11 protein-coding genes are annotated in these 14,230 nt (G+C 71.1%); 3 read left to right on the top strand and 8 right to left on the bottom strand.

The window, feature by feature from the left end; all coding sequences use genetic code 11:
• Window positions 1-32: 32 nt before the first annotated feature.
• Window positions 33-698, bottom strand: coding sequence for an HAD family hydrolase (locus ACQF4J_RS27420; RefSeq protein WP_351570734.1), 666 nt, complete (start codon window positions 696-698; stop codon window positions 33-35).
• A gap of 64 nt (window positions 699-762) precedes the next feature.
• Window positions 763-1,278 carry a DUF6912 family protein gene (locus tag ACQF4J_RS27415; protein ID WP_351570737.1) on the bottom strand — a complete coding sequence of 172 codons (516 nt, stop codon included), beginning with the start codon at window positions 1,276-1,278 and terminating at the stop codon, window positions 763-765.
• Window positions 1,279-1,590: 312 nt separating this feature from the next.
• Between ACQF4J_RS27415 and ACQF4J_RS27410 the strand changes: the two genes are divergently transcribed.
• On the top strand, window positions 1,591-2,283 hold the full coding sequence (locus ACQF4J_RS27410; protein WP_351570739.1) for an Rv3235 family protein: 693 nt from the start codon (window positions 1,591-1,593) through the stop codon (window positions 2,281-2,283).
• Window positions 2,284-2,361: 78 nt separating this feature from the next.
• On the opposite strand, the gene secA is transcribed toward ACQF4J_RS27410, so the two are convergent.
• Window positions 2,362-5,220 (bottom strand): preprotein translocase subunit SecA, encoded by a 2,859-nt coding sequence (gene secA / locus ACQF4J_RS27405; protein WP_351570742.1) that lies wholly within the window; start codon window positions 5,218-5,220, stop codon window positions 2,362-2,364.
• Window positions 5,221-5,522: 302 nt separating this feature from the next.
• Between secA and ACQF4J_RS27400 the strand changes: the two genes are divergently transcribed.
• Window positions 5,523-6,104, top strand: a complete 582-nt coding sequence (locus ACQF4J_RS27400) for a GNAT family N-acetyltransferase (protein WP_427166998.1) — start codon at window positions 5,523-5,525, stop codon at window positions 6,102-6,104.
• A gap of 87 nt (window positions 6,105-6,191) precedes the next feature.
• A complete protein-coding gene (locus tag ACQF4J_RS27395; RefSeq protein WP_351570748.1) occupies window positions 6,192-7,391 on the top strand; it encodes a winged helix-turn-helix domain-containing protein in 1,200 nt (399 codons plus the stop codon).
• A 35-nt stretch (window positions 7,392-7,426) separates the two neighbouring features.
• On the opposite strand, the gene ACQF4J_RS27390 is transcribed toward ACQF4J_RS27395, so the two are convergent.
• From ACQF4J_RS27390 to mtrB, 5 genes are all read right to left on the bottom strand, one after another.
• Entirely contained in the window at window positions 7,427-8,173 is a 747-nt protein-coding gene (locus tag ACQF4J_RS27390; RefSeq protein WP_030943352.1) for a response regulator, read from the bottom strand.
• Window positions 8,174-8,378: 205 nt separating this feature from the next.
• Window positions 8,379-9,071, bottom strand: a complete 693-nt coding sequence (gene hpf / locus ACQF4J_RS27385) for a ribosome hibernation-promoting factor, HPF/YfiA family (protein WP_427166995.1) — start codon at window positions 9,069-9,071, stop codon at window positions 8,379-8,381.
• Window positions 9,072-9,380: 309 nt separating this feature from the next.
• The gene (locus ACQF4J_RS27380) at window positions 9,381-10,235 is read right to left on the bottom strand and encodes a ComF family protein (protein WP_427168624.1); all 855 of its coding nucleotides are present in this window, start codon (window positions 10,233-10,235) and stop codon (window positions 9,381-9,383) included.
• Between the two features lie 102 nt (window positions 10,236-10,337).
• Window positions 10,338-12,179: an LpqB family beta-propeller domain-containing protein gene (locus ACQF4J_RS27375; RefSeq protein ID WP_351570754.1), complete on the bottom strand. Its 1,842-nt coding sequence runs from the start codon at window positions 12,177-12,179 to the stop codon at window positions 10,338-10,340.
• Window positions 12,169-14,229 carry an MtrAB system histidine kinase MtrB gene (mtrB, locus tag ACQF4J_RS27370; RefSeq protein WP_351570757.1) on the bottom strand — a complete coding sequence of 687 codons (2,061 nt, stop codon included), beginning with the start codon at window positions 14,227-14,229 and terminating at the stop codon, window positions 12,169-12,171. Before mtrB ends, ACQF4J_RS27375 begins: the two co-directional genes overlap by 11 nt.
• Window position 14,230: the final 1 nt, after the last annotated feature.

Here is a 14,230-nt window from a genome sequence, read left to right as displayed (position 1 = left end):
TGCCGTGACCTCGGCGGGGATGCCCTCGGCGGTCAGGCCGCCAGCCGCTCCGCCTCCACGACCGCCTCCGCCAGGGTGTCCACGACCGGCACGCCGACCTCCTCGAGGCTGGCCCGTCCGTGCGAGCCCCCGGTGTAGAGCACGGCCCGCGCACCGACGTGCATCGCGGCCACCGCGTCGTCCGCGGCGTCCCCGATCACCACCGTCCGCCCCGGATCGACCCCGCGCAGCGAGGCCAGGTGCCGCACCATGTGCTCGGCCTTGCTGCCGCCGGACGGCCCGGTCCGCCCGTCGACGCGTATGAAGTGCGCCTCGATACCGAAGCCGCGCACCAACGGCACCAGTTCGTCGTGCACGTACATGCTCAGGATCGACTGGCTGCGCCCCGCCGACGTCCATCCGGTGAGCAGCTCCACCGCTCCCTCGGCCAGCCCGCACCGCACGCGGTGCTCGGCGTAGTACCGGTGGAAGACCTCGTCCATGAGCTCCCACTCGGCGTCCGTCGGCAGCCGGCCCAGCAGCCGCTCGTAGAACTTCGGCACCGGCACGCAGTACAGCGCCCGGTACTGCTCCATGGTGATCGGCTCCAGGCCCAGCTCGGCGAACGCCGCGTTGGTCGCCCCGATGATCGCGTCGTTGTCGTGGAACAGCGTCCCGTTCCAGTCCCACACGATGTGTGCCCCTGCTTGCTTCCCCATGCAGAAAAAGTACCCGCCGCCACTGACAATGAAGAGGCCGGCGGGTCGAGGGGAGCGGAGGCGCTCAGTCCGCGAGCCCCACCAGGTTGGGGATCTCCTGCGTCGCGTACCACAGCAGCTCGTGGTCCTCGGCCCCGTCCACCACGAACTGCGCGTCGTCGTCCCCGCCGTCCGCCGCCTCCAGTGCCTCGGCCGCCGCGGCCACGTCCGCCTCCGCGTCGTCGAGGTCGACGTGCACGGCGGCCGCCTTGGCCAGCGCCACGGATCCGGTGACCCGCACCTCGCCCAGCGCGGCCGGGTCGAGCCCACGGTCGGGGTCGGCGGACGCGGCACCGTCCGGCACGTCCACGGCGACCACGACCCGGCGGCGCGCGGCGCCCGGGTCGGCGGCCAGCAGCCGCAGCGAGGCCAGCGCGGCACGGTTCAGCGCCGCGTACTCCAGTTCCTCGATGTCGTCGGACAGGTACCACTCGCGCAACGCGGGCGTGACGGCGTAGGCGACGAACGGTCCGCTGCCCAACTCGCCCGTCTTGTACGCCTCGGCGAGCCCGGGGAGGGTCAGGGGGACGTAGACGCGCATGGCTGGCCGCTTTCCTGTTCGTCGGGGTCGAAGGACCTTGTGGAGGGCCTTCAGGATACGCGCGGGGGTCCCCTTTCGAGTTCCCACCCGTGACGCCCGGGCCGTCGACCCGCGTCCCGCGATTCACCCCCCGCGGCCGCGCGAACACCGGCCCAAGGGCCCCTCGATCACTCTGATAGGTGAAGTTTCCGCCCGCCCCGACGCGCACGCGCCCTTCCTTGCCGCCGCCGACCGCGAACCCGTACAAGATCCCCAACGCCAAGTTACCGACCGGTACCGGCGGTCTCGCGAACCGAGGAAACGGGGACTTCCATGCACAAGGTCATGACCAGGACCGCCCAGCGCCGCCCGGGCTCCCGCCCGCCGGCCCGCCAGGACTCCCGCCGCCCCGCGGGCGCCCCGCCCCGCACCCCGGGCGGCAGCCCGGCGCGCACCGCACCGGGAGACGGCCGCCCGCCCCGCTCCCGCGCGACCGGCACCGGGCCGGGAGACTCCCGCCCACCCACGGCTCCGAGCACCGCAGGCACCGCCCCACGCACCACGGCCGGCACCGCGCCCGGTACGCGCGCCACCCCCGACGCCCTGCCGACCCCGGCCCGACCGGTCCCCGGCGCCGCGTCGCCCACCGTCCCCGCCCAGGCGCGCCGCCTGCCTCCTCCCCAGCCTCGTCCCACCGATGTCTTCGCCGACCTGCTCCTGGCCGTCCTGAGCGGTCAGCGGCCGGTTCACTCGATGCTCCGGCACACCGCGGGCCGCGCCTACGACGAACTGGCCCGGCTCGCCGAACGCGGCCCCCTGCGCGCCCGCGGAACCCGCCCGGTCGTCCGCGACATCGGCTACTACGAGGCACGTCCCGGCGCCGTCGAGGTCTTCGCCCGCATCGGCGCGGGCGATCAGCTGCGCGCCATGGCGTTCCGCCTGGAACGGGGCCGCGACCTGCGCTGGCGCTGCACGGCGGTGGAACTGGGCGGCGCCCGGCCGCCACGCCCGGCCGACGACGCCTGACCCCCGCGGGCGCCGCGTACGCCGAAGGGCCGGGTCACCCTGGGTGACCCGGCCCTTCAAGCCGCTGTTGCTCTTGCCCTACTTCTTGCGGCGCCGGCCGCCACGCGACTGCTTGCGGCGCTCCGCGCGGGTGAGGCCGTCGGCCTCGGAGCGCACCGGCTCCTCGTCGCCGACGAAGTCGCCCTCGATCGTGCCGCCCTCGCCGTCCACGGTCGGCGCGGAGAAGTGCAGGTTGCGGCGCTGCGGCGCGTCCAGGCCCTTGGCGCGGATCTCCGGGCGGGCACCCGCCTGCGCCGGCACCACGTCCTGCTTCTGCATGTCGACCGGTGCGGCGTCCTCGACCGGGACCTCCTCGACCTGCTGCTCGACCTGGACCTCCAGGTTGAACAGGTAGCCGACGGACTCCTCCTTGATGCCCTCCATCATGGCGGTGAACATGTCGAAGCCCTCGCGCTGGTACTCGACCAGCGGGTCCTTCTGCGCCATCGCGCGCAGGCCGATGCCCTCCTGGAGGTAGTCCATCTCGTAGAGGTGCTCGCGCCACTTGCGGTCCAGGACCGACAGCACGACCCGGCGCTCCAGCTCACGCATGATCTCGGAGCCGAGCTGCGCCTCACGCGTCTCGTACTGCTCGTGGATGTCGTCCTTGATGGACTCGGAGATGAACTCGGCGGTCAGACCGGCCCGGTCACCGGCCGCCTCCTCCAGCTCGTCGATGGTGACCTTCACCGGGTAGAGCTGCTTGAAGGCGCCCCACAGCCGCTCCAGGTCCCAGTCCTCCGCGAAGCCCTCGGCGGTCTCCGCGGCGATGTACGCGTCGATCGTGTCGTCCATGAAGTGCACGACCTGCTCCTGCAGGTCCTCGCCCTCCAGGACGCGGCGCCGCTCGCCGTAGATGACCTCGCGCTGGCGGTTGAGGACCTCGTCGTACTTCAGGACGTTCTTACGGGTCTCGAAGTTCTGCTGCTCGACCTGCGACTGCGCGGACGCGATCGCGCGCGTGACCATCTTGTTCTCGATCGGCACGTCGTCCGGGACGTTCGCCATCGACATCACGCGCTCGACCATCTGGGCCTTGAACAGCCGCATCAGGTCGTCGCCGAGGGAGAGGTAGAAGCGGGACTCGCCGGGGTCGCCCTGACGGCCGGAACGGCCGCGCAGCTGGTTGTCGATGCGGCGCGACTCGTGCCGCTCGGTGCCCAGCACGTACAGGCCGCCGAGGTCCTCGACCTCGTCCTTCTCGGCCTTGACCGCCTGCTCGGCCCGCTCCAGGGCGGCGGGCAGGGCCTGCGCCCACTCCTCGATGTGCTCCTCGGGGTCGAGGCCGCGCTGGCGCAGCTCCGCCTCTGCGAGGTCCTCGGGGTTGCCGCCGAGCTTGATGTCGGTACCACGGCCGGCCATGTTGGTGGCCACGGTGACGGCGCCCTTGCGGCCGGCCTGGGCGACGATCGTCGCCTCCCGGTCGTGCTGCTTGGCGTTGAGGACCTCGTGCTGGATGCCGCGCTTGGACAGCTGCTGCGAGAGGTACTCGGACTTCTCGACCGACGTCGTGCCGACGAGGATCGGCTGGCCCTTCTCGTGCTTCTCCGCGATGTCGTCGACGACCGCCTCGAACTTGGCGACCTCGGTGCGGTAGATGAGGTCCGACTGGTCCTTGCGGATCATCGGCTTGTTGGTGGGGATCGGGACCACGCCGAGCTTGTAGATCTGGTGGAACTCGGCGGCCTCGGTCATCGCCGTACCGGTCATGCCGGAGAGCTTGCTGTAGAGGCGGAAGAAGTTCTGCAGGGTGATCGTGGCGAGCGTCTGGTTCTCGTCCTTGATGTCCACCCCTTCCTTCGCCTCGATCGCCTGGTGCATGCCCTCGTTGTAGCGGCGGCCGGCGAGGATACGGCCGGTGTGCTCGTCGACGATCATGACCTCGCCGTCGATGACGACGTAGTCCTTGTCCTTCTTGAAGAGCTCCTTGGCCTTGATGGCGTTGTTCAGGTAGCCCACCAGAGGCGTGTTCACCGACTCGTAGAGGTTGTCGATGCCCAGCCAGTCCTCGACCTTGCTGACGCCGGACTCGTGAATGGCGACGGTGCGCTTCTTCTCGTCGACGTCGTAGTCGCCGGTCTCCTCCATGCCCTTGAGGGGGTTGCCCGCCTCGCCCTTCTTCAGGCGCAGGACCAGCTTGGCGAAGTCGCCGTACCACTTGGTGGCCTGGTCGGCCGGACCGGAGATGATCAGCGGCGTACGGGCCTCGTCGACGAGGATGGAGTCGACCTCGTCGACGATGGCGTAGTTGTGGCCGCGCTGGACGAGCTCGTCCTTGGCCCACGCCATGTTGTCGCGGAGGTAGTCGAAGCCGAACTCGTTGTTCGTGCCGTACGTGATGTCGCAGTTGTACTGCTCGCGGCGCTCGGCCGGCGTCATGTTGGCGAGGATGCAACCGACGGACAGGCCCAGGAACTTGTGGACGCGGCCCATCATCTCGGAGTCGCGCTCGGCCAGGTAGTCGTTGACCGTGATGAGGTGCACGCCGCGGCCCGAGAGCGCGTTGAGGTAGGCGGGCAGGGTGCCGACGAGCGTCTTGCCCTCACCGGTCTTCATCTCGGCGACGTAGCCGAGGTGCAGGGCGGCGCCGCCCATCATCTGCACGTCGTAGTGACGCTGGCCCAGCACGCGCTTGGCGGCCTCGCGCACCGTGGCGAACGCCTCGGGCAGCAGCTCGTCGAGGACCTTGTCGATGATGTCGTCGTGCTTGGACTCGTCGGGCTCGTCCGCGAGAGCCTCTGCGATCCGCTCCTTGTAATCATCGGTGAGGGCCCGCAGCTCGGCGTCGGAGAGGTCGACGAAGTCCTCTTCGATGGAGTTGACCTGGTCCGCGATGCGGTGCAGCTTGCGCAGGATCTTGCCTTCGCCTGCACGCATGATCTTCGAGAGGACGGACACGGGGGTTGGTCTCCTTGCCGGTCGGGCCTGGGACGGTCGGTTTCCATTTGACTCACTGAGCAACGGCCATCGTATGCGAGGACCCGGCCAAGCCGGGAGCCTGCTGTGGCGACGACCGTCCCGTGCTCCGCGCACCGCCTCAAATCTTGTTCAAAGCGGCCGACGGACGGGTTCAAAGGGGACAACGGACGGGCCCGGCGGATGGTGCCGGATCGGATCCATGAATTGCGCGAATTGTGATCACTCGCTCACGCACGGCAAAAAGATGGCGTCCGCGCACGGGCTCCGCGCAGAATCGGCCGATGGAACCCGTGACGCTCACGACCGCCCGTCTTCTTCTGCGCAGAGTCGGCCCGCAGGACACCGACGCGGTGTTCGCCGCCGCCCAGGACGCCGAAATCCAGCGGTGGACGATGGTCCCCTCGCCCTATCTCCTGGAACACGCGCGGAGTTTCACCGAGGACATCGCCCCGAGGGGCTGGGAGAGCGGTTCGTTGCTCACCTTCGGTCTTTTCCTCCCCGATGGGGAGGAACTGGTGGGCATGCTGGACCTCGTCATGCGGTCTCTGAGCACCGCAGAGATCGGGTTCTGGGGCACGAGGGAGCACCGCGGCAACGGTTATGTGACCGAGGCCGTCGTCGAGGTCTGCCGCTGGGCCTTCACCCAGCTGTCCGTGGACCGCGTGGAATGGCGCGCCGAGGTCGGCAACCATCCCTCGCGCGCGGTGGCGGAACGCGCGGGCTTCGTCATGGAGGGCGTCCTGCGCGCCGCGATCATCCACGGCGGGGTGCGCCGCGACGCTTGGGTGGGCGGCCTGCTGCCGTCGGACCTGGGACTGCCGTCGACGGCCCCGTACCTGCCGGCGCAGGTGTCGTCGACCTAGCCCGCGGGCGGTCGTGCCGCGGGCGGTACGCATGACGAACGCCCAGCTCGAGGGCCGTTGTCAGTGCCGCCCTCTATCGTGCCGACCATGACGACCCCGCGTCCCCTCACCGACCTCTCGGCGGACGAGGCCCGCCGCATCGCCCTCCGTGCCCAGGGCTTCCTGGGCGCCCCCGACCGCAAGGGCGGTGTCCGCGGTGTCCTGCGCCATCTCGGCGCGGTCCAGCTGGACACGATCTCGGTCCTGGCCCGCTCCCACGAGCTCGTCCCTTACGCCCGCCTGGGCGCGGTCGGCCGCAAGGCGGTGGAGGACGCCTACTGGAACACCGCCGCGTCCGGAGAGCCCCACGCCTTCGAGTACTGGTCCCACGCGGCGTGCATCCTCCCGGTCGAGGAGTGGCCCCACTTCGCGTTCCGCCGCCGCGCCTACCGGGCGCGCCCGCACTGGAACCACGATCTGCCCGACGGCGCCTACGACCAGGTCATCAAGCAGCTGCGCGCCGAAGGCCCGCTCACGGCCACGGAGTTGGGCGGGGCCAAGCGCACGAGCGAGTGGTGGGACTGGTCCGGCGCGAAGGTGGCCGTCGAGCGCGCCCTGATGTACGGCGAGGTGGTGTGCGTCCAGCGCCGCGGCTGGAAGCGCGTGTACGACCTGGCCGAGCGCGCGATCCCGGACGCCCTGCTGCACGACGAGCTGGACGACCCGGAGTGCCTGCGCCGTCTGGTCCGGCTGGCCGGCCAGTCCCTGGGCGTCGGCACGCGCGCGGACATCGCCGACTACCACCGTCTCAAGGGCGAGCAGTTCGACGCGGTGATCGCCGACTCGGGTCTGGTGCCGGTCACGGTCGAGGGCTGGGGCAAGCCGGCCTGGGCCGATCCCGCCGCCCTGGAGACACCTCCGCGCGGCCGCCACCGCACCACGCTGCTGTCCCCGTTCGACTCCCTCGTCTGGGAACGGGCGCGCACGGAGCGGATCTTCGGCTTCACCCACCGCCTGGAGGCCTACGTCCCCAAACCCAAGCGGGTGTACGGCTACTTCGCGATGCCGGTGCTGGCCGGCGGCCGTCTCGTCGGGCGGGTGGATCCGGCCCGTGAGGGCGCGACGCTGGTCGCGAAGCAGGTCACCCTGGACGGCCCGAAGGCGGTGCCGGCGGTTGCGGAGGCACTGGTCGAGGCGGCGAGCTGGGTGAACTGCACGAGCGTCCGCGTGGAGCGCGTCGACGCCCCCGAGTTGCACGCGCCCCTCACCAAGGAGGTGACGCGGGCCCTGACCGCGGCTCTGCGTTGACCACGGTCGTGCGCCGACCGCGACCAGCGGCCGCCTCAGCGGATCTCGAGGATCTTCTCCCGCATCGCGTAGACCACCGCCTCCATCCTGGAGTGCAGCTGCAGCTTCTCCAGGATGTTGCGCACATGGTTCTTCACGGTGTTCTCGGAGATGAACAACTCCTTGGCGATGTCCCGGTTGTTCATCCCCGTGGCGACGAGCTTGAGGACCTCAAGCTCACGGTCGGTCAGACGCGGCGCCGGCACCAGCCGGCGCTCGTCGGTCCGCTGGATCATCGACTTGAACTCGGTGAGGAGTTTCGACGCCATCGAAGGACTGATCTGCGACTGCCCGTCGGCGACGGCGCGGATGGCCGTGGCCACCTCGTCGGTGGAGATCTCCTTCAGCAGGTAACCGGTCGCGCCCGCCTTGATCGCGTCGTAGAGGTCGGCCTCCTCGTCGCTGATCGTCAGCATGATGATCTTGGCGCTGGGTGCGACCTCCTTGATGGAGGTGCACGCCTCGATGCCGCCCCGCTTGGGCATCCGCACGTCCATCAGGACGATGTCGGGCAGCAGGTCGGCGGCCTTGTCGACGGCCTCGGCACCGTCCCCGGCCTCCCCGACGACCTGGATGTCCTCCTCGGCCGCGAGCACGATCTCCAGGCCACGGCGGAAGAGGGCGTGGTCGTCCACGACAAGGACTCTGATCGGCTCCTTGCGTGGAGAGCCCGCATCCGGGCCCATGCCGACGACGCCGCCGTCGGCATCCTCGTCACGCATCGGTCCGAAGCTGTCCGCCATCGTTCCTCCCCCTGAAGGCTGTGGCCTGTGGTGCTGTGCCAACGCCAACCCAAGGCAACGGCCCACCGGTTGGGCCATTGCGGCCATGATTCCATGCCCGGCCGACAACGCGGTGACAGAGCGGGGCGCGAAGTGGTCGCACGCCGGTGCCCCTGGGGGCGCACAGGCGCTCCAGGGGCACCGGATCGGCTGTCGGACGCGTGGGTCAGCCGCCCAGCGTGCCGCCGGGCGCGGGAGAGTGCGCCTGGGCGACCATCGGGTCGGTGCTGAGGTGGATGACGCCGTAGTCGTAGGCGTGCCGTCGGTAGACGACGCTCGGTTCCTTCGTCTCGGAGTCGACGAAGAGGTAGAAGTCGTGTCCGACCAGTTCCATCTCGTAGAGGGCCTGGTCGAGGGTCATCGGGGAGGCGACGTGGGTCTTCTCGCGAACGACGAGGGGGCCTTCGCCCTTCACTTCCAGCGAGCCGATCTTCTTCGTGGGTACGCCGTCCGGCTCTTCCTCCCGAACAGCGTGGCCGTTGCCGTTGAGCGTGGCCGCGCCCGGGACGTGGTCGGGGACCTCCGCTGCCGAGATCCTGCGCGCACCACGGCGTGAGAACCGCTTGTCGTGCTGCTTGCGCAGCCGGGCGTCCAGCTTCTCCGCCGCCAGATCGAGCGCCGCGTACGGATCGCTTGCCGCTGCCTCCGCCCGGATCACCGGACCGCGGGAGCGGAGCGTGATCTCCACTCGGTCACAGCGGTCGGCCTGTCGCGGGTTGGGCTCCTTGGACACCTCGACGTCGAGGCTGATCACCTTGCCATCGAGCTTCTGGATCTTCTCCAGCTTCAGCTTCTCGGCCACGTGCTTCCGGAACCGCTCGGGCACCTCGGTCTTGCGGCCCTTGACGACGATGTCCACGCAGAACTCCGTTCCCGGATCGCTCCGCCTCGCTGCGGAGCATCTCCCTTTTGCACCAGGTTCCGGTGCTCCGGAACCTCGGACTCGGTGACTTCCACCTCCTCCCCCGCGGGCAAGATCTCCACTCCACCACCACGGGTGATAGTTGAAAACCCGCAGCACGGCATTCGTCCGTGAGAGGTGTGGCCTGCGCCTTTCCCTCACAACCGAACATATCTCGCCCGGACGGATGTCGTCACCCTCTACTGCGGCGTACCTCCGTTCAGGTGAATTGACCCTCTCATTACCTGCAACGATGCAAGTCAGCGGTCAGTTCCGGTTTATTTCGAAAGAATCCGGCGGCGCGGCGACCACGGCCGCGTGGATGACGTCGTCCACGCCTGCCGTGCCCGCCGTTCCCGGCACGCCGGGCGTCCGTCCGGCTTCCCGCTCCACCGGTCCGGCCGCCCGTTCTCCTCTGCCTTCCCGAGTCACGGCCGTATACACGGCCGTTGTCGCTCGGTCGTACGAAATCGGCCCCGCAGCCCGTACGGCACGCGCCGCCTCCGCCAGGGAGGCACCGGTCGTCATCAGGTCGTCGACGAGCACCACCCGGCCCTCGCGCAGCAGGCGCGCACCACCCGGCGCCACGGCCAGCGCACCCGCCAGATTCCGCAGCCGCTGGCCGGAGTTGAGCCCCGCCTGGTCGGCCACGGGACGCCGCTGCCGCAGCACCCCGGCCACCCGCGCGGGCAGCCCGTCCCGCCGCAGCTCCCCCGCCGCGGCCAGCGCGATCCTCCTGGCCGGATCGTGTCCCCGTGCCCGCACCGCCGCCCGCGCGGACGGCACCGGGACGAGCAGCACCGGAGTACCCGCGCCGCCGTTCCGTGCCTGCCGCAGCCCCGCCCGCACAGCCCCCGCCAGAGCCGCGCCCAGGGGTGCCGCCAGGGCCAGGGCGCCCCGTTCCTTGTGGGCCAGCAGCACGGCCCGTACCTCGTCCGCGTACCGGGCGGCCGCGTGCACCACGGGCAGCCCGTCCGGCTCGGGCACGGGGCGCACCCGGCTCGGCCCGGCTCCGCTCAGAGCGGCACGGCACGCCGGGCAGAGCACCGTGCGAGACCTCCCGCAGCCTGCGCACTCGGCCGGCAGCACCAGGTCGGTGAGGTCCTGCCACCACCCCCGCATGCCGTCCACTGTGCCCACGCCCGGACGACCCTGCCAGCCCTGTGGACAACACCCTGTGGACAACTCACGGCTGCCTGCCCGCCCGGCGCGGCAGCGGCCGGTTCAGCCCGGATAGACGGGCGCCGACCCGTCCGTGACCAGCTTCTGCCACTGCCCGCCGGAGGGCAACCGCACGATCCCGTCCTCCGAGTACGCCACCAGCGGCAACCCGTCGTCGGACTCGGCCGCGGTGATCTCCTTGACGCCGGTGAGGGCCGCGGGCGCGGGTCCTTCCGGTGTGGAGCCGTCGACCTGGACGTACCGCATGGTCTGCACGCCGCCGTGCTCGCGCCCGACCACCACGAGCCGGCTGTCGCCGGCCCACGACATGGCCGTCACGTCCTCCAACTCCGGTGCCGCGGGCCGCGGTTCGAGCACCGAGACCGTGGGCTTGCCGCCGTCCGTGCCGCGCTCGATCCGCCCGATCATCAGGGACTTCTTGGTGCCCTTGGCCACGACCAGCGCGACCCGCACTCCGTCGGCGGCCACCCGGACGTCCTCGATCCGGCCGTCCAGCTCGGGCGTCTTCACCTCCAGCGGATCGCCCCCGCCGTGCTGGAGCACCAGCAGCCGGGCGTTGTCGGGGTCGCGGTCGGCCACCCAGAGGTCGCCCTGCGCGTCCCAGCTCGGCGCGGTCAGCCGGTCGCCGCTCGTGGGGCCGTGGCTCGTCAGCACGGGGTTGCCGAGCGGGTCGTCCGACACCAGCGACGCGACGTACAGCCGGCTGCCGTCGGCGCCGACCGCCGCCGCGGAGCGCTCGTCGCGCGACACGGCGACCGACCGCAGCTCCTTGTCGTTGTCGCCCAGCGGCCCGGGCACGGGCACCGGCTCGGCCTTGGGACCCCGGCTGCCCGCGGCGATCCGCACCAGTCGGCTCTTGCCCTCGACGAAGTACAGGTAGCCGGGCGTCTGCGCCGAGCCCCGCGCGGCGACGTCACCGCTCTGGTCCTCGTTGAGCGAGCACAGCCGCCTGTTGCCGGACCGCAGGGAGATCTGGTCCACCGCGGGGGCGAAGTTCTGCACCGTGAACAGCAGCTGGGCCGCCATCTCGTTGCACCGGGCCGGCCCGACCTTGGCCGCGTTCTTGTTCAGCGGCACGGTCAGTGTGTTCTGGTCGTCCGGCGTCAGCGAGGTGACACCCTTCTGCAGCGCCGATCCGGTGGGGAAACTCGTCCGCACCACCTGGTCGAGCCAGTGCGTGGGGCCGTTGAGCAGCGAACGCACCATCTGCGTCGTGGGGTCCACCCGCCGGCGTACGAACACCGGGTCCGCCACCGCCGTCGGGTGCGAGGCCCCCGCGGCGGCGTCGACGGCGAAGAAGTACTTGTTGACGGACATGTAGTTGCGCTGGAAGTCCGACTTCCCCATGACGACGCCCTGCGGCAGCCGGTCGATGCGCCACTGCTGGGTCTTCTTGTCCTTCACGAGATGCACCAGCGCCGCATAGGGCCCGCTGTCCGGCGAGTACGACTGCTGCGTGTCCACCCTGGCGACCCTGGTGCCGTTCAGCGTGTACGACAGCTCGTCGGAGGCGTCCCCGACGTCCGAGCGGCGGTTGGGGCGGTCGGTGCCCGGCCCGTCCGCGAGGACCGTCGTGGACAGCTCCGGCTGCCAGGTCCGCGACGCCGCACCGGTCAGATACTGCCGCGCCGTCGAGTAGCTCGGATCGTCGCTGGTCAGCGCCTCCAGGAAGCCCGACACGATCTCCTGGGGCTGAGCGTTGTCCTGCGGCGGCATGGCGAAGACCCGCACCTGGGTGTCCTGCTGCGGCGTGGAGTCGACCCCGCGCAGATCGCCGCTGTCGGGCATCGACGCGCACCCGGCCAGCACTGCGACGCCCAGGGCGCCGTACGCCATCGCGCGCAGCGGTCTGCGCCGGGCGCCCCCCTCGCGTTCAGCGCCCACGGAATGCCTCCCCCTGCTTCTTCGAGTCCTCCGGCCCGGCGTCCGGGCGGCTCGGGGCCTCATTCCGTGCCCCCTCCGTGGGGGGCATGTCGTCCTGCTGTCGTGCGCCCGAGGCGGGCCGCGGCACCACGCGCGCGCCGTTGCCCGGCAACGCCGTGGGGTCGGCCGTGGCGGTCACGCCGTTCCACCTCGGGGTTATCGCCGGTATCTGGTCTCCCGCGGCCTGTACGGGCACGGTGGCGGCCTTCTCGGCCCCTCCGCGCGGCAGACCGGCGTCGTCGAGTCCGCGGTTGCGGCGCGAGTCCTTCGGCTCCAGCGGTATCGGCGAGCCCCGCAGCGGTTCGTCCGCGGTCCGCGGCAGCGTCAGCCGGAACTGCGACCCGCCGCCCGGCTCGCCCCACGCCTGCAGCCAGCCGCCGTGCAGCCGGGCGTCCTCCAGGGCGATCGACAGCCCCAGACCCGTACCGCCGGTGGTACGCGCGCGTGCCGGGTCGGCCCGCCAGAAGCGGCTGAACACGCGCGTGGCCTCGCCGGGCTTGAGTCCGACGCCGTAGTCGCGCACCGCGACGGCGACCGCCCCGCCCGCCGCGGCGAGCTTGACGACGACGTCCTTGCCCTCGCCGTGCTCCACGGCGTTGACGACGAGGTTGCGCAGCACCCGCTCCACCCGGCGGGTGTCCGCCTCCGCGACGACGGGCTGCTGGTCGCCGACGACCCGTATCGTCGTCTTCTTGCGCTCGGCGAGCGGCTCGGCGCCGCTGACGACCCTGCGCACGACCTCCCGCAGGTCTATCGGCTCCGCCTCCAGTGCCGCCGCGCCGGCGTCGAACCGGCTGATCTCCAGCAGATCGGCGAGCAGCGACTCGAACCGGTCCAGCTGGTCGGCGAGCAGCTCCGCCGACCGCGCGGTCACCGGATCGAAGTCCTCGCGCGCCTCGTGGATGACGTCCGCGGCCATCCGTACGGTCGTCAGCGGGGTCCGCAGCTCGTGCGACACGTCCGACACGAACCGCCGCTGCATCCGCGACAGGTCCTCCAGCTGCTGGATCTTCAGCTGCAGGTTCTGCGCCATCTTGTTGAACGCCTCGCCCAGCCGCGCGATGTCGTCCTCGCCGGTGACCTTCATACGTTCCTGCAGCCGCCCCGCGGACAGCCGCTCGGCGATGCCGGCCGCCATCCGCACGGGCGTGACGACCTGCCGCACCACGAGCCACGCGATGGCCCCGAGCAGCACCACGACGAACAGCCCGGCGGTCGCGAGCGTGCCCTTGACCAGGCTGAGCGACTTCTCCTCCTGCGTGAGCGGGAAGAGGTAGTAGAGCTGGTACGGGTCGCCGTTCGGGTCGTTGACCTGCTTGCCGATGACCAGCGCCGGCTGGGACTCCTTGTTGTTGCTGTAGACGATGCGGGTGTAGCTCTGGGCGGCCGTCGGGTTGTCGTTGATCCGCGCGCGCAGGTCCTCGGGCACGCTGGCGGAGGGGTCGACGTAGCCGGAGGCCCGCGGTCCGCGGCCGCCGCCGCTGTCGTCGCCGGCGGGCAGCGTCACCACGTCGAAGGCGCCCTGCCCACCGCTGGACAGCGACAACACGAGGTTGCTCATCCAGGGGATGAGGCTCTGCGCGGAGCGTCCGTCCCCGGCCGTGCCGTCGTCGCCGGTGCCTGCCGCGGCCTCGTCGGCCCGCTGCTTGGCCACCGCGAATCCGCCGGCGGCCTGGCTCTGCGAGGCCTTCACCTTGGCGTCCAGCAGCCCGTTGCGGACCTGTCCGATCACCACGAAGCCGAGCAGCAGCACCACGCCCAGCGACATCAGCAGGGTGGTGGCGACGACCTTGAGCTGGATGTTGCGCCGCCACAGCCGCATGACGGGCAGCAGCGGCCGCCGCACCCAGCGTATGAACAGCCGCAGCACGGGGCTGCCCTGGACGCCGCCCTGCAGCAGCCCGCCCTCCAGCAGGCGCCCCCAACGAGAGCCCGCCGTCTTCCGGCCGACAGGCCGCCCCGCGCGGGCCCCTGCCGACCCGGACGCCGAAGCGGCACTGTCACCGGTCATG

Origin of the sequence: Streptomyces sp. C1-1, assembly GCF_050214755.1 — a bacterium.
In the GTDB taxonomy this organism is placed as follows: domain Bacteria; phylum Actinomycetota; class Actinomycetes; order Streptomycetales; family Streptomycetaceae; genus Streptomyces.
This window is presented reverse-complemented; position numbering and strand designations above follow the sequence as displayed.

Bases quoted from the DNA above. Each gene is read 5' to 3' on its own strand.
- ACQF4J_RS27390 (WP_030943352.1), bottom strand. From the start codon at position 8,173: ATGGCGGACAGCTTCGGACCGATGCGTGACGAGGATGCCGACGGCGGC.
- ACQF4J_RS27415 (WP_351570737.1), bottom strand. From the start codon at position 1,278: ATGCGCGTCTACGTCCCCCTGACCCTCCCCGGGCTCGCCGAGGCGTAC.
- ACQF4J_RS27380 (WP_427168624.1), bottom strand. From the start codon at position 10,235: ATGCGGGGGTGGTGGCAGGACCTCACCGACCTGGTGCTGCCGGCCGAG.
- mtrB (WP_351570757.1), bottom strand. From the start codon at position 14,229: ATGACCGGTGACAGTGCCGCTTCGGCGTCCGGGTCGGCAGGGGCCCGC.
- ACQF4J_RS27395 (WP_351570748.1), top strand. From the start codon at position 6,192: ATGACGACCCCGCGTCCCCTCACCGACCTCTCGGCGGACGAGGCCCGC.
- ACQF4J_RS27420 (WP_351570734.1), bottom strand. From the start codon at position 698: ATGGGGAAGCAAGCAGGGGCACACATCGTGTGGGACTGGAACGGGACG.
- ACQF4J_RS27410 (WP_351570739.1), top strand. From the start codon at position 1,591: ATGCACAAGGTCATGACCAGGACCGCCCAGCGCCGCCCGGGCTCCCGC.
- ACQF4J_RS27400 (WP_427166998.1), top strand. From the start codon at position 5,523: ATGGAACCCGTGACGCTCACGACCGCCCGTCTTCTTCTGCGCAGAGTC.